This window comes from Methanosarcina baikalica (assembly GCF_031461075.1).
Classification (GTDB): Archaea; Halobacteriota; Methanosarcinia; order Methanosarcinales; family Methanosarcinaceae; genus Methanosarcina; species Methanosarcina baikalica.
In genome coordinates, this window is sequence record NZ_JAVKPK010000011.1 from 13,769 (window position 1) to 32,986 (window position 19,218).

Annotated in this window: 19 protein-coding genes; 6 read left to right on the forward strand and 13 right to left on the reverse strand. The window is 43.2% G+C overall.

The features are described from left to right. Positions 1-7 precede the first annotated feature (7 nt). From RG963_RS03900 to RG963_RS03935, 8 genes are all read right to left on the reverse strand, one after another. Entirely contained in the window at positions 8-1,183 is a 1,176-nt protein-coding gene (locus RG963_RS03900) for a geranylgeranyl reductase family protein (RefSeq protein WP_310574970.1), read from the reverse strand. Positions 1,184-1,328: 145 nt separating this feature from the next. Further along, on the reverse strand, positions 1,329-1,478 hold the full coding sequence (locus RG963_RS03905) for a hypothetical protein (protein WP_310574971.1): 150 nt from the start codon (positions 1,476-1,478) through the stop codon (positions 1,329-1,331). Positions 1,479-1,536: 58 nt separating this feature from the next. Continuing rightward, the gene (locus RG963_RS03910; protein ID WP_310574972.1) at positions 1,537-2,229 is read right to left on the reverse strand and encodes a DUF116 domain-containing protein; all 693 of its coding nucleotides are present in this window, start codon (positions 2,227-2,229) and stop codon (positions 1,537-1,539) included. Continuing rightward, entirely contained in the window at positions 2,159-2,794 is a 636-nt protein-coding gene (locus RG963_RS03915; RefSeq protein ID WP_310574973.1) for a DUF116 domain-containing protein, read from the reverse strand. The genes RG963_RS03910 and RG963_RS03915 overlap by 71 nt, the downstream gene beginning before the upstream one ends. Positions 2,795-2,889: 95 nt before the next feature. Next, entirely contained in the window at positions 2,890-4,134 is a 1,245-nt protein-coding gene (gene hdrD / locus RG963_RS03920; RefSeq protein WP_310574974.1) for a dihydromethanophenazine:CoB--CoM heterodisulfide reductase subunit HdrD, read from the reverse strand. 3 nt (positions 4,135-4,137) lie between these two features. Beyond that, on the reverse strand, positions 4,138-4,920 hold the full coding sequence (gene hdrE, locus RG963_RS03925; RefSeq protein WP_310574975.1) for a dihydromethanophenazine:CoB--CoM heterodisulfide reductase subunit HdrE: 783 nt from the start codon (positions 4,918-4,920) through the stop codon (positions 4,138-4,140). A gap of 469 nt (positions 4,921-5,389) precedes the next feature. After that, entirely contained in the window at positions 5,390-6,067 is a 678-nt protein-coding gene (locus RG963_RS03930; protein ID WP_310574976.1) for a nitrite/sulfite reductase domain-containing protein, read from the reverse strand. A gap of 516 nt (positions 6,068-6,583) precedes the next feature. After that, on the reverse strand, positions 6,584-6,967 hold the full coding sequence (locus RG963_RS03935; protein WP_310574977.1) for a ferritin-like domain-containing protein: 384 nt from the start codon (positions 6,965-6,967) through the stop codon (positions 6,584-6,586). 275 nt (positions 6,968-7,242) lie between these two features. Here RG963_RS03935 and RG963_RS03940 point away from each other — a divergent pair, with 275 nt between their 5' ends. From RG963_RS03940 to RG963_RS03965, 6 genes are all read left to right on the forward strand, one after another. Continuing rightward, positions 7,243-7,362 (forward strand): 4Fe-4S dicluster domain-containing protein, encoded by a 120-nt coding sequence (locus RG963_RS03940; protein WP_310574978.1) that lies wholly within the window; start codon positions 7,243-7,245, stop codon positions 7,360-7,362. 100 nt (positions 7,363-7,462) lie between these two features. Then, positions 7,463-8,221: an RNA methyltransferase gene (locus RG963_RS03945; RefSeq protein WP_310574979.1), complete on the forward strand. Its 759-nt coding sequence runs from the start codon at positions 7,463-7,465 to the stop codon at positions 8,219-8,221. Between the two features lie 125 nt (positions 8,222-8,346). Continuing rightward, a complete protein-coding gene (locus RG963_RS03950; RefSeq protein WP_310574980.1) occupies positions 8,347-10,455 on the forward strand; it encodes a minichromosome maintenance protein MCM in 2,109 nt (702 codons plus the stop codon). Positions 10,456-10,598: 143 nt separating this feature from the next. After that, the gene (locus RG963_RS03955; protein WP_310574981.1) at positions 10,599-10,886 is read left to right on the forward strand and encodes a DUF424 domain-containing protein; all 288 of its coding nucleotides are present in this window, start codon (positions 10,599-10,601) and stop codon (positions 10,884-10,886) included. Positions 10,887-11,014: 128 nt separating this feature from the next. Then, a complete protein-coding gene (locus RG963_RS03960; RefSeq protein ID WP_310574982.1) occupies positions 11,015-11,638 on the forward strand; it encodes a hypothetical protein in 624 nt (207 codons plus the stop codon). A gap of 31 nt (positions 11,639-11,669) precedes the next feature. After that, positions 11,670-12,629, forward strand: a complete 960-nt coding sequence (locus RG963_RS03965; RefSeq protein WP_310574983.1) for a coiled-coil protein — start codon at positions 11,670-11,672, stop codon at positions 12,627-12,629. A 112-nt stretch (positions 12,630-12,741) separates the two neighbouring features. On the opposite strand, the gene RG963_RS03970 is transcribed toward RG963_RS03965, so the two are convergent. The 5 genes from RG963_RS03970 to RG963_RS03990 form a co-directional block, all read right to left on the reverse strand. Continuing rightward, positions 12,742-13,365 (reverse strand): S-layer protein domain-containing protein, encoded by a 624-nt coding sequence (locus RG963_RS03970; protein WP_310574984.1) that lies wholly within the window; start codon positions 13,363-13,365, stop codon positions 12,742-12,744. After that, the gene (locus RG963_RS03975) at positions 13,349-14,326 is read right to left on the reverse strand and encodes a biotin--[acetyl-CoA-carboxylase] ligase (RefSeq protein WP_310574985.1); all 978 of its coding nucleotides are present in this window, start codon (positions 14,324-14,326) and stop codon (positions 13,349-13,351) included. The genes RG963_RS03970 and RG963_RS03975 overlap by 17 nt, the downstream gene beginning before the upstream one ends. Positions 14,327-14,438: 112 nt before the next feature. Beyond that, positions 14,439-15,920 (reverse strand): acetyl-CoA carboxylase biotin carboxylase subunit, encoded by a 1,482-nt coding sequence (locus tag RG963_RS03980; protein ID WP_310574986.1) that lies wholly within the window; start codon positions 15,918-15,920, stop codon positions 14,439-14,441. Positions 15,921-15,942: 22 nt separating this feature from the next. Continuing rightward, complete coding sequence (gene oadA / locus RG963_RS03985; protein WP_310574987.1) at positions 15,943-17,664, reverse strand: sodium-extruding oxaloacetate decarboxylase subunit alpha; 1,722 nt, start codon at positions 17,662-17,664, stop codon at positions 15,943-15,945. A gap of 564 nt (positions 17,665-18,228) precedes the next feature. Further along, on the reverse strand, positions 18,229-19,182 hold the full coding sequence (locus RG963_RS03990; protein WP_310574988.1) for a class I SAM-dependent methyltransferase: 954 nt from the start codon (positions 19,180-19,182) through the stop codon (positions 18,229-18,231). Positions 19,183-19,218 lie beyond the last annotated feature (36 nt).

A 19,218-nucleotide genomic window follows, 5' to 3' on the forward strand; every position in this document is an offset into this window, starting at 1 on the left:
CTGAATATCATTCCTTATCGGCCCCTTCCATTTGTAGGGACTTAATTTTGGAGATGGGTTCAGCCAGACAGAAATTGAGCAATAACCAGCGAACATAGTCTTTATAATTTCTATTGATTACCATTTCATCGAGGTATTTATCGAGAATTTCCCTGTTGTTAACAGCCAGTTTAAAAGAAATCTCAGGGAAACGGTGCATTATTTTCTCCAGTTTGAGAGAAGTGGCAAGGTAATTCCCGAACTCCTGCCTGCAGCCTGACTCATACACTTTAAGTCTATTCAACTTCAGGTCATACATCACAAGGTCGGAAACTGTCTCCGCAGCAAGTTGTCCTGACCGGATGGCATATGCGATGCCTTCTCCTGAAAAAGCATCTACAAACCCTGCAGCATCCCCGCTAAGCAAAAGCCTTGAATTTACCGTTTTTCTTTTTATCCCGCCTGCTGGAATAATGTGGGAACTAATAGGAAAGTTACCTGAGAAGCCATTTTCCTGCAGAAAATCCAGCATTACTCTTTTCGGATGCTTAAGGTACTGAGCTGTTCCCATAATACCTGCAGAATAGTACCCTGAATGAGGGAAAATCCAGCCATAGCCCCCCTGAGCAACCCCGAAGTGAAGATCTATGGTGCCTGGAAGCCGACTCCTTATCGCCTCATCCTCATCAGGTATTTCCGACACAAGACCTAGACAGTATTCTGTCCTTTTGTCTCTCGACCTTACTTTGTATTTAAGAACCCCACCCGAACCTTCTGCAATAAGAACAAACCTTCCCAGATAGGTGTTATCCGTGGTTCTGACCTCAACACAATCTTCTTTTTCAAAACAGTCCATGACCTTTTCCGCGGTATGAACTTCGATTCCGGTTTCCCGGGCTTTTTCAAGCAGAAAGTTATCAAAGACTTTTCTGGAAACCAGTGAGGCTAAGCTACTTTCTTTCATTCCCTCTATAAAACGGTCTTTGAAACAAACCCTCACCTTAGAGATATTTCTCTCGATTACGGACTCAGGCAGCTTGAAATCAAGGCAAGATAAACCATAAGAAGAAAGAGCCCCCCCGCAGGGCTTGTACCTTGGGAAATTTTCTTTCTCGAGCAGAAGGGTTGAAAGTCCCTTTTTTCCGGCTGTCCTACCAGCTGATGCCCCTGAAGGCCCACCCCCTATTATAATCAGATCATACATGCTAAGACACCTGTTTATGGACTGAGGGCAGCTATATACCGACGTCCCAGGAATAACCTGCTCCTAAAGTAGATTAAAGCTGGAACGATAAAAAGATAGAGGAAAGAAGAAGAGAATACCTGACAAAAGGTTCTGATCACTTCTCTTACCTGAGTTTGAAATTCATAAGGGACCAGAGTAGATAATCCTTATAATCAATCGTATAATCAATCGTATAATCAATCGTATAATCAATCGTATAATCAATCGTATAATCAATCGTAAAATCCATAATTTCAAGGTATTTATCAATCATCTTATCACTTGATATAAAGATCTTAAATTTGACAACCGAGAAATAAGAAACCTTTAAATTACACCTTATTCTTGTTGAAATGTTCGATCGTTTCAATTACTTTTTTATAGTCCACTTTTGTATTATAACAACCATCATTCAACAGAGGAACGCCATAAGTCACAATTTTTTTCCCATTTAAAGCGCACATTCCTTTATTAATCTCGTAATCACATGCTATTCCAAGCATACCATCTGCAGGTTTATTTTTAAGGATATTGATGATGGCCGAGGAACCGGTGGTAATATATAAATCGTATCCATATTTTTTGGCATCTTGTTTCAATTGAGACACAATGCACTTCCCGCAGTCTCGACATTGAATCCCTAAAATTGTTGACGAAGCAGGGCAATCTAGTGCACGCACACAATGCGGAACAACAATTATGCGATTTTTGGTTTTTGAGAAATCTGATGCATGAGCTATGTTTTTCAAAGATACTACCCATTTATCCAATATTCGTGGATCTGAAAACTTACAGAAAAAATATTTTATTGGCAGGTAGAAAAAATCAAGGACATTTGAAAAAAAGCCTGCCAGCCATACTTTTCTTTTCAGGCTGATTCGACTTATCAAAAGAGCAGTTATTGAGATCAAAACCGAAAAAAGCGTGGTAAAAAGCAGGGCTTTTCCTATAAAACTATACATCACACAGCTCCATTTTTCTGATAATTTCTTCCACGTTAGCTTTGGTGTTGAAACAACCGTCACGAAGAAGAAGAACGCCTTGAACAGGAATGAAGGATACCTCCTGCATGTCTTCTGCAAGCTCATTATAACATGCGACACCCAGACAAGACTGGGGTCTGTATTTCTTGAAGATCTTTTTAACAAAACTACTTCCAGGGATTATAAACACCTTGAAATTGCACCTATCTGCAGCTTCATAGATCGTTGAGATATCACATTTTCCACAGCGTTTGCATTCATAACCGTGAACAGGATCACACCTGGCCTTGCATTCCGGATGTCTCATGCATTGAGGAAGAAACACAGCCCTTCTCTCTTTCGTGTGAACGAAGCGCTCTAACATTAAGGCGTTTCGTACATCTATAAGGATATCGTCCACAAGAGTTTCCCGGATTCTAAAAACTCTGCACAATAATTTAGAAGGGAAATAAAATAGATAGAGCATGAAAAGTACGAAGCTCGGAAAAATGATCTTACGTTTTTTAAAAGAATAGGCTCCTACCAAGAGAGCAAAAGCTGTGCCAGCCAGGGCGAAGAACGCAAGATATACGAATACTTTTCCGAAGAATTCGTAAGGGATGTACATGTTCAAGGGGAAGGAAGTATCGGTATTTAAGTTTTGCTATAAAACAATAAAAAAGGAATTAAGAAAAAAAATAAAGAAAGCTGGAAAAACCAGCTTCATGCTGCTTTGGGCACTTCCGTGCTCAGGCCCAGAGCCTCTGCAACCAGTTCGATGACATCCTCGACAACGAGATCAACTTTGAGTGAGTCTCGGCCATCCGACAGGTTTCTCTTACAGAATGGGCAAGCGCTGGACAGAATATCTGAATCAGTTGCAAGGGCATCCTTAACTCTGGATTCTGCGACTCCCAGAGCAAGATCAGGGATACCTGCCTTTACACCACCACCGGCTCCACAGCAACGCTGGAATTCCTTTACCCTGTCCATTTCGACAAACTTGACACCAGGAATATGGGATAGCACATACCTGGGAGCATCGTAGACGCCTACGTGACGGCCAAGGTGGCACGGGTCGTGGTAAGTAATTGTCTTGTTAATAGGCTTTACCCATTTAATTTTGTCTTGCTTTATCAGGCCTGCGAGGAACTCTGTGATGTGAATAACCTCAAAAGGCAGTTCTTTGCCGAGAAGCCTAGGCCAGTCGACCTTTGCAGCACGGAAGCAGCCTGCACATGCAAAGACAACTTTTTTGGCACCTTTTTTCTGGATTGCCTCGACGTTATGTTTTGCAATTTCACGGGGCACATCATTGATATGTGCCTGGCCTGTCCTTATAAGGGCTGAGCCACAGCACCATTCCTCTTCCCCAAGCATGGCAAACGGAATGCCCAGCTTGTTGAGCACACGTGAGGTTGCAAAGGCTAAAGAGAGCTGATTATACCCTGCAGTACAACCCGTGAAATAGACAATGTCTGCTTTGTTTTCAATTTTCACGTCTTTGGGAACCCAGGCAAGTCTGTCTTTCTGGTCCTTCATGTAAGGATTATGGTACTGTCCAATAAGTTTTGGGAACATATTCTGCTTTCCATAAGGGCCTATACCTTTCTTTACGAGGTTTGCCCTCATGGCTTCCCAGAGTTCCACAGTATTAATGCCTGATTCACAAACAGTTCCACATATACCGCAGGTAGTACAGCCGTGCACATCATCTTTGAATTCTTCGAGTTCTGATAGAGGGATTTCCTCAGGACCAAAGAGTTTTGCTTTGATTCCATAGGACTTGTTCATGTACTGCTTCCAGCGCAGGATCTTGTCCCTGGGAGCTAATCCTGGTTTCTGGCCGGAAGCTGCGTAAGTCGGACACCATTTCACACATTCACCGCAGCGGGTACAGGAGTCGAGCTCCATAAGCTGGACTGCGGTAAGATTCTTCGTATCGATTGAAGGGGTACGTTTTGCCATTTTTTATTCGCCTCCTTTATTTGCAAGAATTGCAAGGGGTGTGGCGATTATGTGAATATATTTACTGTACGGGATATATGCGATACAGAAGAGCAGGGAAATTACGGAATGGAAAAGAGCTGCTGGAGGGGCTGATGCTGGGTCAAGCCCAAAGTTCCAGATAATTCCTGTTCGGATTCCATCGGCAACAAAACCGGAAATAGTAACTAAGAAAACTACTCCGATAAAAGTCCAATCATACATAATGGAAGCTTCCCTTACTTCAGAAACAAACAGTCTTCTCACTATTGCAATGAGGACTCCGATAAGCAGGATATACCCGAATATATAGTTCGGGATAGAAAGTATATCTCGAAACTCGGCGGGAGTGAATGGAAGCTCGATTCCGATCTTTTCGGTCATTTCGACTGCAAACATCATCCCTGACAGAGCAAACAGGGTCATCCAGCCTGCGAAAATAGTGAAGTGCATGAACCAGCGAAGAGGGCTTCTTTTGAGAATTCTCCTCTGGAACACAATGTCAAGAATGAGAACCTCCAGAATAGGCTTTCCATGTCCGTGATGAGATTCTTCTGTTACCTGTTTCCACCAGGTTTTTAAGAACCTGATCGCACTTCCTTTTGTTCCTTCCTGAGGCTCAAGGCCGTAACCTGTGACTCCGGCCCCCCATTTCTGGAAGTTAATCATCATACCATATAAGAAAATCACAATGGCTATTGTGCTGAGTATCATTATCTGGACAAACGTAATTCTCAGTACGTCTGAGAGCCCAGAGAAGTATGCCATTTCACTACTAATAATTTATTCCTCCTATGTCTGGATCAAAAACTGGGAACTAATACTGCTTTTACAATTGTTATGTTACAGGATCAATGATAGTAAAGACAGAATGATAACCGTAGCGACTGTCTGCATAAGGTTTGAATAGTCTGTTAGTCTTTGTATCTATTATATTTAAACGTTATCTTTATTAAACACTGCATCGAAAGGCCCGCAAGAGCCACAAAAATGAGAAGCATGGAGGTAATCGAACAGAGGAAGAAAAAAGGAAAAATTAGAAGAATATTATCGAAATTATAATATAAAGATTATAAGTCGACTTTATAAAAATATCTCGGGTTAAAAAGGACGAAATTGGGCTGCAGAAAAGTGAAAAGAGAATTGCAGAAAAAGAGAAAAATGAATCTGCAAAAAATAAACCGGATAATTGAGTTACTTTATCCTGAAAAGAACTTTTTACAGCCCCAATAACTTTTTACAGCCCCACTTCGGCTTTGAATTTCTCAATCCCGATCTCATCCAGTACTTCTCCGATCCTTCTTGGCTTCCCATATCCCTTGTAAAAATTAATTATCCTTTCAACAAGGTCTAAAGCCTGCTCTTCGGAAAGGTCCTTTGCCACTACATCTCCAAGCCTCGGACGCGGACCTGCACTACCCCCGACAGACAAAGTATAGCCTTTTGCCGTCCCCATGAGTCCCAGATCTTTTATAATAGGTTCGGAACATGAATTCTGGCAGCCGGAAACAGCCATTTTGAACTTTGAAGGAAGCTGCATTCCATGATACTTTTCATCAAGTTTCAATCCTAGCCCGACAGCATCCTGTTTGCCCCTCTTGCAGAAAGTAGTTCCAGGACATATCTTGATGCTACGGACGCAAAGCCCTATGGCAGCTCCAGGTTTCAGATCCAGTTCTGCCCACGCCGCATCCAGATTTTCTTCCTTTAGCCCTACAATTGCGATCCTCTGGGCAGAGGTGAGTTTGAGGGCCGCTGCCCCATATTTTTCAGCGATGTCTGCTATTTTTCGAAGGGTCTTTGGGTAGATGATTCCTCCGGGAATATGGGGGGCGATTGCATAAGTTTCCCCATCTCTTTGCAGGATTGCAGCCTTCTCTGGAAGATCACCTTTCACGTACTCATGGCTTACCATATTTATCCACTCCTTATAACCTGATTTATTTCATTTCTGTTTCAGGATTTAGTTGTTTTTAGCTGTTATTTATTTTGAGTTTCAATATCATTATTTAACCTAAAACCGGTATCGGAAATCGGAAACAAAGGCTAAACCGAGAGAGCAGTCAACTCACGGATTGATTGGCAGACAATAAGAATTCCGCTTCAGCCCCCTGAAATTAGACCTCCATGCAGAAGGCGAAAAATCCCGATATTCCGGCCACTTTTCCGGATTAAAAGAATAGTATCTCTCGGATCCGGAAAGGACTTCAGATCCAGAGAATATATTCACTCAAGACAATATAAAATTGCATGTCTAATATAACGTAGCCTGCTGCAAGACTGTAATAACATAGCCTGCTACCAGACTGTATATCTTGAACAAATTAACCAGATTATAGCCAGAGTAATCAGAATAATTAGCGGTTAAAGCTACCAACTGTAAAAATTGTAAATATGAAAAAAGATGGATAAAAGATCCATTTTCATTTTTTCACTGCTGCTTTTTGAGCCTTCTTAAAAAGCCATTAAGTCCCGCTTTGTGCCTGGCTTCGTCCAGAGAAGCCCTCTCAAAGAAAAGGGCGGCTCTTGTGTTTCCTTCCTTCCTGGCTAGTTCTGCAGCTTCGGCTTTTTCAACTTCGGCTTTGCCTTCTCCCTCAATCATCATTTCAAGGTTTTCAAGGGTTGTTTCCTTAACAAGTCCGAGGATCTCAGCCACTTCTGTAGCATGCCATGCCTCGTCCATTGCTATCTGGCGGAGATAGACTGCAATATCCGCAAGCCCTTCCTGCTCAGCAATCTTTGACATTGCAAGATACCACCCAACTTCAGTGGTCTCTCCTTTAAAAGTATTTTTTAAAATCTGTTCAAGACTCATGAAATCACCATTTCTTCTTTAAAATAATCGTATTTATACTTAAATGTGGATCGCTCTTCGAGCTAAGTTTTAGCCGCATTTCAGGCAGATTCAAAACTTGAGCCCTACGATTTAACTTCTCAATCTTATCCGGTAAACTTAAGACTAATATATGCAGGGAAATAAATAAGATTTCTGCATGCAAATAAAGAGGAAGAAATTGCAAAAAAGCAAGAATTAAAACAGGGAAGAAATATAGGCTATAACAGGCTCACAATAAATGGAAAATAATCGGCGTGAAAATATATATTGATGAGAAGAAATGTACAGGCTGTAGTAAATGCAAAGCTTCCTGTCCTAAAGGCCCGAGAATTTATTCAATAGAAGAAAAAACGGAAAAAAGAGCTGCATTTTGAAGGACCCGTCTTACTGCCTGGGCTGCAGAATGTGTGTGACTGTCTTTATGGAAGATGCAATCACTCTTGAGAACTAAATATTAAAAAAGGATTGAGAAATTTGTCACTTGAAATTCGTATAGTGCTCGTAGAACCCATGTACCAGGGAAATGTAGGATCTGTTGCAAGAGCAATGAAGAACTTTGGATATACGGACCTGGTGCTTGTAAATCCCTGCAAACTCGAAGGACAGGCAAGAGCAATGTCGTCCCATGCAAGAGACGTGCTTGAAGGGGCAACTGTCACCTCAACTCTTGATGAAGCCGTAAAAGGTGCAAACTTGCTGATAGGGACTACAGGTGTTGCGAGCCAGAAGGGTGGAGAACATATCCGGCTTCCTCTTTATACGGTAAGGGAAGTCAAAGAGAAACTCAAAGATTACAACGGAAAAGTTGCTATTCTTTACGGACGTGAAGATAGCGGTTTCCGGAACGAAGAACTCAAAAGCTTTGATATGCTCATCACGGTTCCGACTTCTGAAATATACCCGATAATGAATCTCTCCCACGCAGTTGCTGTGGTACTTTACGAACTTTCGGAACTGGAAGGAGGAAACAGTCCGCTTGCCGATGGATTTGATCTCCAACTTTTATACGGGCATCTGGAAGAACTGCTGGAGGAAATAGATTACCCTCCTCATAAAAAAGATAAAACTTTTTTGATGCTGCGAAGAATACTCGGAAGGGCTGGACTGACTCCGAGGGAGGTCCAGACTTTAAGGGGCATAATAAGGAAAACAGAGAGAAAAATAGGATATGCATTAAAAGATTCTGAAGGCCCGGAAATAGAAGATTCGGAAAGCATGGAAAAGTTCATATGAGAATAAACCTGTTCTTACGTCAGAATTTATGATATATTTTTTAGCTTTTTTTAGAATCGTTTTTAAAAAGAAAATACCTTGAAGAATGAAAATTTTACCTAAAGCCAAATAATTCAGAGAATGATATGACTGAGACAGAAAGCAAGTGGGATGAAAAGCTAAAAAGGTTTTTTAAAGATTACTACTGGAATGAAATCCTCCAGCTTGCAAACGAGTATCCGGACCAGCGAAGCCTTGGCGTGGATTTTACGGATATAGAGAAATATGACAGAGAGCTCTCAAAAGAGTTTCTTGAGCATCCCGGGGAACTTATACAAGCAGCTGAAGCAGCATTGAAGGAAATCGACCTTCCTGTGGAGAAGAGCCTTGAGCAGGCTCATGTAAGGATAATAAAAATCCCGAACAGAATATCTATAAGAGAACTCAGAAGCAAACATCTCTCCCGGTTTGTTGCAATAGAAGGTATGATAAGGAAAGCTACAGAGGTCAGGCCAAGGATCACGAAAGCTGCTTTCCAGTGCCTCAGGTGCGGGCATCTGACCGTGGTGGAACAAAACAGCTTCAAATTCGAGGAACCCTTTGCAGGCTGTGAAAATGACACCTGCGGGAAGAAAGGGCCTTTTAAAGTAATGATAGAAGATTCCACCTTTATCGATGCCCAGAAACTCCAGATTCAGGAATCTCCCGAAAACCTCAAAGGAGGTTCACAGCCCCAGAGCCTTGAGGTGGATTCTGAAGACGACCTAACAGGAAATGTCACCCCTGGAGACAGGGTCATAATTAACGGAGTCCTGAAATCCAGGCAACGTACTCTGAAAGACGGAAAATCTACCTTCTATGATCTTGTGATAGAAGCAAATTCCATCGAACACCTGGATAAGGATTACGACGAGCTTGAAATAACTGCTGAAGATGAAGAACAGATTCTTGAACTTTCCCGTGACCCTGTAATCTACGACAAAATTGTTGGCTCTATTGCACCTTCAATTTACGGGTATGAGGACATAAAGGAAGCCCTTGCTCTTCAATTGTTTTCAGGCGTGGTGAAAAACCTTCCCGACGGTTCCAGGATAAGGGGCGATATCCATGTTATGCTTGTAGGAGACCCGGGGATTGCAAAAAGCCAGCTCCTGCGCTATGTGGTCAAACTATCCCCTAGAGGGGTGTTTACGTCAGGCCGGAGTGCGTCTGCAAGCGGTTTGACCGCAGCTGCCGTAAAAGATGACCTGAACGACGGGAGATGGACAATCGAAGGCGGCGCCCTTGTAATGGCTGATATGGGTATCGCTGCGGTTGACGAAATGGACAAAATGAAGACAGAGGACAAAAGCGCCCTGCACGAGGCAATGGAACAGCAGACCATAAGTATAGCCAAAGCCGGGATTATTGCCACTCTTAAGTCCCGTTGCGCCCTTCTGGGAGCTGCAAATCCCAAATACGGACGTTTTGACCGTTATGAAGGCCTCGCAGAGCAGATAAACATGCCTCCGGCGCTTCTTTCCCGTTTTGACCTTATCTTTGTTTTGCTCGACACTCCTAATCACGCCCTGGACAGCAGGATTGCAAACCATATTATCCAGTCTCATTATGCAGGAGAACTTTTCGAACAGCGACAAAAACTTCCGGGATCCCAGATTACGGAAGAGCATGTAGAAGCTGAAATGGAAGTGATAGAACCTGTCATAGAAGCCGAAATCATGCGAAAATACGTTGCATACGCCCGAAAAAACGTTTATCCGGTAATGGAGAGCGATGCACGTTCTCACCTGATAAATTTCTATACGGGTCTTCGAAAAACAGGAGAAAGCAAAGACACACCTGTGCCTGTAACAGCCAGGCAACTTGAAGCCCTTGTTCGTCTCTCGGAAGCGAGCGCAAGAGTCCGTCTGAGCAATATAATCACTCTTGAAGATGCAGAACGAACTGTCAAAATCGTAATGAATTGCCTGAAAAATGTGGGCATTGACCCTGATACAGGAGCTCTTGACGCAGATATACTTGCATCTGGCACAAGCATGAGTCAGAGGAACAAGATAAAAAATCTTAAAGATATAATTAAAAAGCTAAGTGAGAGACATCCCGGAAAAGAAGGGGCCCCATTGGAAGAAGTGTATACAGAAGCCGAAAGCAAGCATGGGATAGATAGGATTCATGCCGAAGAGTATATTAAGAAAATGAAGCAAGGAGGAGATCTGCTTTCTCCGGATCAGAACCATATAAGGCTTGTCAATTAATTTGAGACGGATTAAAGCTCTGATGATCGCAAAGAAGATACATCTTCCAGATCCCCCGAAGCGGGAAGTTACTCACATTTCAATTATGTGAGACGGTTAAGCTGTAAATACTAAAAGGGCAAATACTATTTAAAAGGTAGAATATGTATCTAAAAATATATAAAAATAGGGAGCATGTTCTTGTTGCAGCCTGTGATAAAGAAGTGCTCGGAAAAACCCTTAACGGCAACACCGTAGTTGAGATCAGCAGGGCTTTTTATGAAGGGGAATGTGTCTCCGAGGAAGAACTTCAAAAAGCCCTTCAAAATGCTACGACTGCAAATATATTTGGGGAAAAAACTATTAAGTGTGCCATAGAGTGTGGGTTAATTGATCAGGATTCAGTGATACTGATCGACGGTGTGCCCCATGCCCAGATCTTCAGGATTTAACCAGGTAGTGTCGGATTGACCCATCGAAAAGCTAAATGCAGCAAAAAATCAGTCTGGTTTAGCTTTTAGGGTAGTTATTTCCAGGATAGAATAACATATATATAAAATACAAATACAGATGTGATACAGTGAATGGAAACATCGAAGAAGCCGGGATCAGAGTGCTAACAGAAGGGGAGCTGATCTCCGCGGTTGTGGAAAAACACAGACGGTTTCTGGAAGAAGACCGGAAAGAATTTGAAGAACTGGACAGCAGGCTGACCCAGGTTGAAGAGGACGTAAAGAATTCAAAGAATTCCAGAATCCGAATGGCGGAAAGAAAAGAGATCCTGAAGGAGAAACGGCAACAGTTTTACCATCAGGCAGAAGCAATTCTCGAAAAAGAACTATTCCCTAAACTGGACCAGATGACTGCCAGTAAACTCAAGGAAGATATTAAAAAACTCAAAGGCCAGATAGAACCCGGAGAGGAGCAGAAACTTAAAGAGTCATTTATGGAAAACCTGCGCGAAATTATTCGAGCAGCGGGGCCTGGAGAAAACCTTCTCCTGCAAACCGATGCCAGATTAAAGGAAGCCAGGAATTCGAATCTTGAACTGAACGAAATAATACAGTCTGAAAAGCAGCTTGAAGAGAATGATGGCAGCAAGAATGAAGAGATTTCTAAAAGTAAATCCCAGCACAAATGGCTCAGCAGCAAAATAAGCAGTCACGAAGAAGCCCTGAATTACTGGGAAAAATTGAAAGTATAACCCTTTTTCGAAAACACGCGAGTGGTAGTACATGAACAACGACGTTTCAACTACAGAAATTGCAACGGCCGACCTTCCAAACCTTAATGAACGGGAGCTGAAGGGCAAGGTAAACGAGCTCAGGAGTAAAATAGAGAGAAGCGAAAGACAGTTGGCTTCGATTTTTAAGGACCTGAAAATAAACAGGACCGATATCGACGAACTGAAAGGAAAGAGAGACTCCCTGAACCAGCAGGTTAAGGAAAAGGTTGCAAAAGCACAGGAACTAAGAGATAAACGAGACGAGATTAACAAGCAAATTGGCGAATACAAGGGAAAAAGAAGTGACGTAAATTCCAAGACGCAAGAACTGTTTTTAGGAATTGCGGGACTGAAGGACCAGAGGAATGAGTGCAACAAGCTTTCCCATGGAAGCGTGGAATCTCTCTCAAAGGCTTATGAAGCCGAAATTGACTCTTTTCTTAATAAGGAACTGCCTCTTGCAGTAGAAATTAAAATATTCCAGAAATTGAATGACCTCAGCAAGCGTCTTGACGCTGCAAAAAAGGCAAATGAATTGCACGCGCAAATCCAGGAAAGTTACAAAGAGTCAAAGGGAATTCACAAAGAGGGAGACGAATTCCATGAAAAAATCCAGGTACTCTCAGATGAATCCCAGGCGTGCCACCTTGAAATGCTCGAAAATTTCAAATCAGCCGATGAAATCCGAAAAGAAGCAAATATGTACCATTCCCAGCTTACAGATAAAATCACAAATATAAATTTAATCAAAGAAAAAATTGATCCCCTTAAAACCATCATTGCTAACAGCCGGAAAGAACTCTCCCTGTATCTTGACAAGTTAAAAGACCTGCAGCTTACTAAAGAAGAGCACAAAGTAAGCCAGAAACACAGTGATGCCCGCGAAAAGCTCCAGAAAAACGCTCGTTTAAGCCTGGAAGACCTTAAGCTCCTTATCGAAAAAGGGGACGTCAAATTCTCCAACGAGTAAAAAATCAGGAAACTCATAAGAAGCCGGGGAGAAAAATAGATTTTAAAGAAACCATCCCCGGCTTATTTCTTTTACATTGAACTTCTTTTCCAGTTACACCATTAAAGAAAATCTATTTTTTCTTCGCTTTTCCTGCAAAAAAACCCGTAACGAGAAGCACAGTCCCTAGGACAAGGAGGAAAAGGGGCATATCAAAACCCTCGGCCTGGGTTTCCAGTCCCGGGGAATCGGAAGAGTTATTGTTCGAAGAATTGGTAATAGATTCGATCGGTGTCGTCTGAGGCATAGGAAGTTCGGGATCGAGATATTGATATACAGGTGAGAACCTGACCAGCACTCCGTCTGCTCCTGCATAGACCGTATTCACAGTCAGATTAAGAACCTCGGTAGAATTCTGCAAATATACAAACTGAGAGCCTTCAGTGACAATGGCATCCTGAAGGGGAACCCCTTTTCTGCTAAGTTCAATCCAGACTCTTTTGCCTTCGGTATCCGTGCCTTTTACATAAAGCTGATAGTCCTGTAAAAAAGTATTGGAATTGCCTGACCTCACATAGATCTCTTCTCCATTGATCAGAACAATGGAGAGCTTTTCATTGTTGTCAGCAGCTAAAGCAGGTGACATGGAGTAGAAGACAACTGAAAATAATAAGGAGATAAGAAGGAAAAAGGAAAATACAGGAATAAGGTTTGTCTCCTTATCTTCCTTTCTTCCGTGTTTATCTGGGACGTACATAAATGCATCTACCTGCAATAATTTCTTCCTTGGTATCGTCTGCTTTTCTAATTATAAGAGCTCCGTCAGGGGTTACTCCTACGGCTTTACCTTCTATAATTCGTGAAGGTGTCGTGACTTTTACTTCTCTTCCGATGGTATCTGAAAGAGCAAGCCAATCGTTTAGAATATGTGAGAAAGGCTGGGTCTTGAAATTTATGTACTGCTGCTCAAGCTCCAGGAGAAAATCCTGCAGGAAAGAAACCCTTTTTATGTGCCTTCCAAGCTCGACTTTCAGAGTTGTGGAACCTGTACGGAAAGACTCGGGAATATCTTTTAAGTCCATATTTACATTAATCCCTATTCCCAACACAACATACTCCACTCTATCCACTTCAGCTTTTGCCTCAGTAAGAATTCCACAGACTTTCTTTCCATTGATCCGGACATCGTTTGGCCATTTAATGCGGGCGTCGAGACCCATATTGCGAATTACGTTTGCCACCGCAAGCCCGGTAACCAGAGTAAGCCTCGATGCATGCCTGAGAGGAATTCCGGGTTTAAGGATCACAGACATCCATATCCCGCCATGGGGGGAAACCCATTCCCTTCCCATGCGGCCTCTGCCGCCCTTCTGTATTTCAGCGATCACAAGCGTTCCTTCTTCTTCGGAAGCCGCAATTTCTTTTGCAACATTATTTGTAGAATTCACTTCTTCGAAATAATGAATACTCTGTCCCAGAAGAGTTGTTTTGAGCCCCATCTGGATTTCTTCCGGGTACAGGAGTTGAGGTACGGATTTCAGAACATAGCCTCTTTTCGGAGACGATTCTATCTCATAACCATCAGCCTGAAGGGACTTGATATACTTCCAGACCATCGTCCTGGATATCCCGAGCTTGACCCCCAATTCTTCTCCTGAAACGGGATTTCTCTGTGCATCTTTAAGTGCCTTGATAATTCGAGACCTTTTATCTCCCATCCGTGCACCCCATACAAATGTATACGTTCCACCGTATATAATTTATTAGTTCAAATTGTTCCATGTAAAACTGACCAGAATATAGTGTTCCTGTTTCTCAGGAGTGGACCCGTCACCGCTGTGTCTTCTCTGCCATGCTCACATAGGCGTGCACGGCAGCCGTAATAGCCGCAACCTTTTTGTCTTTTGCTTCAAGAGCCGAAGCCAGAGTAGCACCTTTTTCGGCATCTGCTTTGACAACCTCTTCAACAGCCTCCAGAATGTTATGATCCTCAATAAAAGCAGTTGTAAGATCACCCCTGCGAAACGCCGGGTTGCGCATAACTGCTTTATGGAAGGGTATATTGGTCTTTACTCCCACAACCACATACTCGTAAAGAGCTCTTTCCATTCTGGCAATCGCTACATCTCTAGTTTTTGCCCAGACACAGAGCTTCGAGATCATTGAGTCATAATACGGAGAAATCGTATAACCTGTATGTACTCCGCTGTCCACTCTGACTCCCGGACCACCTGCAGATCGGTATCCCCGGATCTTTCCAGGAGAAGGAGCAAAATCATTTAACGGATCTTCTGCATTGATCCTGCACTCAATAGAATGCCCGTCGATAACGATATCTTCCTGCTCAAACTCAAGCTTTTCTCCCCAGGCTATCCTGAGCTGCTCCCTTACAATATCAATACCGGTGACCATCTCAGTTATTCCATGTTCCACCTGCAAACGGGTATTGACTTCAAGGAAATAAAATTTACCTTTTGAATAAAGAAACTCTACTGTCCCTGCGTTTACGTAGCCAATCGTCTTTGCTACTCTTACGGCGGCTTCTCCCATCTGCGCCCTGAGTTCAGGGGTCATGATAGGAGACGGAGCTTCTTCAATAAGCTTCTGATGCCTTCTCTGGATAGAGCATTCCCTATCCGAGAGGTAAACTGTGTTCCCATACCCATCGGCCAGAATCTGAATCTCTATGTGTCTGGGTTCCTCTACATATTTTTCGATAAAAACCGAAGAGTCTCCAAAAGCTGAGCCAGCCATTTGCCTGGTAGAACTAAGCGCAGTGGCAAGTTCTTCCCTGGAATGAACTACTTTCATCCCGATTCCACCGCCTCCTGCGGATGCTTTAATCAAAACCGGATAGCCTATCTCTTGAGCTACCTTTAGAGCTTCGTCCACATCCTCAACTGCGTCCTTTGTCCCGGGCACAACGGGTACACCGGCCTTTATCATAAGATTCCTGGCTCTGATCTTGCTCCCCATCTCAGCAATGACATGGCTGGGAGGGCCGATGAATATGATCCCTTCTTCTTCACAGCGTTTTGCAAAGACAGGGTTTTCGGAAAGGAAGCCGTATCCCGGATGGATTGCATCGGACCCGGTATTTTTTGCAACTGCGAGGATAGCTTCCATATTGAGGTAGCTCTGGCTGGAAGGAGCCGGGCCTATAAGGTAGGCCTCGTCTGCATATTTGGCAAAGAGGGCATTTTTGTCGGCTTCCGAACAGACAGCCACAGTGGAAATCCCAAGTTCCCGGCAGGCACGCATGACCCTTATCGCAATCTCACCGCGATTTGCAATGAGTACTTTTTTGAACATAACACCTTCCACCTCGTTATATTTATTCAACTGACAGGATTATGTCACCGGGAGATACTGAATCTCCTTCGGAAACAAAAATTTCTTTTACGGTACCTGAATGGGGAGCATGGACAGAGTTTTCCATCTTCATAGCTTCGATGACAGCGACTGTATCTCCTTCTGCCACTATGTCTTCAACCTTGACCTTAAGAGAAAGAACCATACCCTGCATTGAGCTGCTAATACCTCCTTTAACGGACTCGACACTCGGCTTTCTTTGGGAAGCTTCGGATATGGAAACTCCACCACCTATAGGCTCGATCTTGACCTCGTAAACCTCATCGTCCACCTCGACCTTGAAATGGGTTGGGACTGTATACTCCTGCTGAACTGCAGGGGAGGGGGCAACTGCTGCGAGAGATTCTTCTTCCATTTCTCCTTTGAGGAACTTGGGGGCGATAGCCGGATAGAGGATGTAGGTAAGTATATCTTCTTCGGACTTTGCGATGCCCATTTCCTCTGCTTCTTTTTTCCTCTTCTCGTATTCAGGCTTAAGGAGGTCTGCAGGCCGACAGTGAATAGGTTCCTCGTCTCCGATTATCTTGCCTATAATCTCCGGGCTAATCGGAGCAGGTGATCGCCCGTAAAGCCCGCGGACGTAGTCTTTTACTTCTTTGGGAATAACCTTGTAGCGTTCGCCCATGAGTACATTAAGCACTGCCTGAGTACCGACTATTTGACTTGTGGGAGTAACAAGAGGTGGATATCCAAGTTCTTCTCTAACCCTTGGCATTTCAGTAAGAACAGCGGCGTATTTGTCAAGAGCATTCTGTTCCTTTAACTGAGAAACCAGATTTGATAGCATTCCTCCAGGAATCTGGTAGATAAGGACCTTCGTATCGATCTGCTCGGTAATCGGGTCAAGAATTCCCCTATATTTCTCTTTTAAGCCCTTAAAATAATCGACAACCTCCTCAAAAGCTCCCAAATTCAGGCCAGTATCATAAGGAGTGCCTTTAAGGGCTGCAATAACAGTCTCAGTTGGAGGCTGAGAAGTCCCCCAGGCGAGAGGAGAAAGTGCAGTATCCAGAATATCCACTCCTGCACTACAGGCTGCCATATAGCTCATAGGAGCCATTCCTGAGGTACAGTGGCAGTGCAGGGAAATAGGGAGGGAAATCTCTTTCTTGATGGCACTGATTATATCAATGGCTTCGTGAGGTGAGAGAAGGCCTGCCATATCTTTAATGCAAATGGAATCACACTCGAGTTCTTCAAGTTGTTTTGCAAGTTCCACGTATTTCTCAACTGTATGCACCGGACTAATGGTGTAACAAACCGTACCCTGTACGTGAGCGCCAAGCCTGTTTGCTACTTTAATTGACATTTCCATGTTCCGTACATCGTTGACAGCATCGAAGATACGGAAAATATCAATTCCGTTCTGGTAGGATTTAGTAACGAATTTCTCGACCACGTCATCCGAATAGTGCCTGTACCCTACGAGGTTCTGGCCCCTGAGCAGCATCTGAGCACTGGTATTATTCATCTTTTTCTTGATTTCCCTCAGGCGCTGCCAGGGATCTTCATTGAGGTAGCGGATACAGCTATCAAAGGTAGCGCCTCCCCACATTTCAAGGGAGAAATACCCGATCTGGTCCAATTGTTCAACCATTTCGAGCATGTCTCTTGTCCGCATTCTGGTTGCCAGGAGAGACTGGTGAGCATCCCGGAGGACGGTTTCGGTAATTTTTACACTCATGGATGAACCTCTTAAAATCGAATCAAAATAACTTGTTCTGCTTATCCTGATAGCATACTCTTCGGGACTAACTTTTATCCGGTGGATTCTGTTTGATATTTCCAGAACTATCCGGGTTGAAATTTTGATCCGGTTTGAGTAAAGTGTGTAAATCCCCTGCCTGCAATTCCTATGCAATTTCCCTTGATTTTGCCGGAGAAAGGGTTTTTCGGTTAGATTTAGCCGAATTCCCTGAAAGCAAGCAGAGGAAAATGAATTTTACAAACTAAAACGCAATACTCGACAGTTATCACGTTGATATGAATTCTGTAATATACCATTGTTAACAAGTATATACTTTTCGGCTGTTGACATTAAATAAGCATAGTTTTCAAGGAGAAAATGTATGATTAAAAAGAGTTCAAATCTAGAAGAGGAGGACTCCTTGACCTGAGAGAAAACAGAATATCCAAATGGGCTTTAAAATATATAAAGTTGAGAAAATACTTAAAAATTAGAAAATTAAAAGGCAGATTTGCTTGAGACAAAGAAAGAGTCTCCATAGATCTACCCTCTGTATGTAAATTAAGTGCTTTCTTTTCTCCCTACAAAAAACCATTGATCGTATGTTCCCTCAGAGTCCGTATTGTCCACAATCTCACCTTTTACCCCTGCTCTGAGGAGGGCCTCGGCAAGAATTTCAATCTCGGGTTTGCTGCTAACTGTAAAGAGCAGGAGAGCGTCTTCGCCTGCAACCGAGACCGCCTCTCTCATAATGCCTGTCCAGAGTTGTTTGTTAAATTCATAGACAAGCCCAAGCATAAATCCCATCACGGTATCAAAGCTTCCTGGCTCGAAGTACCTGGAAAGAACAGTTGCGTCCATTACCATGGCTCTTTGAGGGTTCAGCACTCCCTGCTCAAGTCCCTGGCAAACTGCACATTTGTTGATTTCTACAGCCAGCGGGTCCAGCCCAAGCCTGTAGAGAGCAAGTGTGGACATCCCGTTCCCACAGCAGACTTCAAGAAGCCTACCTTCAGGATAAAATCCCTTTTTTTGAAGAATATCAAAGATTCCTGCTACTCTCTGCACACGATTTTCAGAAAAAATGCAACTGTAAGGCTCAGGCCTGACAGCACAACCTGGACAGAGGTTCCGGTTTACTAGCATTAAGGAGTAATACTCATTTACAGCATTCCGCCAGCTTTCGGAAGACATCTCAATATCTTTTTCAGGTAGATTAAAGGTAAGAAGCGAATCTACAAGAGCTTCAAACTCATTTTTCAAAGGAGATGCTGCAAGTGCTCCCGTAAAAACCGACCAGAAATCAACAGGTACGTCCTCATCTGCCGGATTAAAGAGCAACAGACCGAGCGTGTGCTTCCCTTCCCGAACCCTCAGGAGCCGCAGCTGTTCCCCTGAAAAGTTTCGGATTCCATTGAGATACTGCAGCGTACGCTCAATGGATCTCTGGGCGAGATAACTCTCTTCCACAAAATAGATCTCTTCATTGATGCCAAGGAGTTCCTGTAAAAGCATATTTGTTTAGATTCGGATAATCTAATATCAAGATTT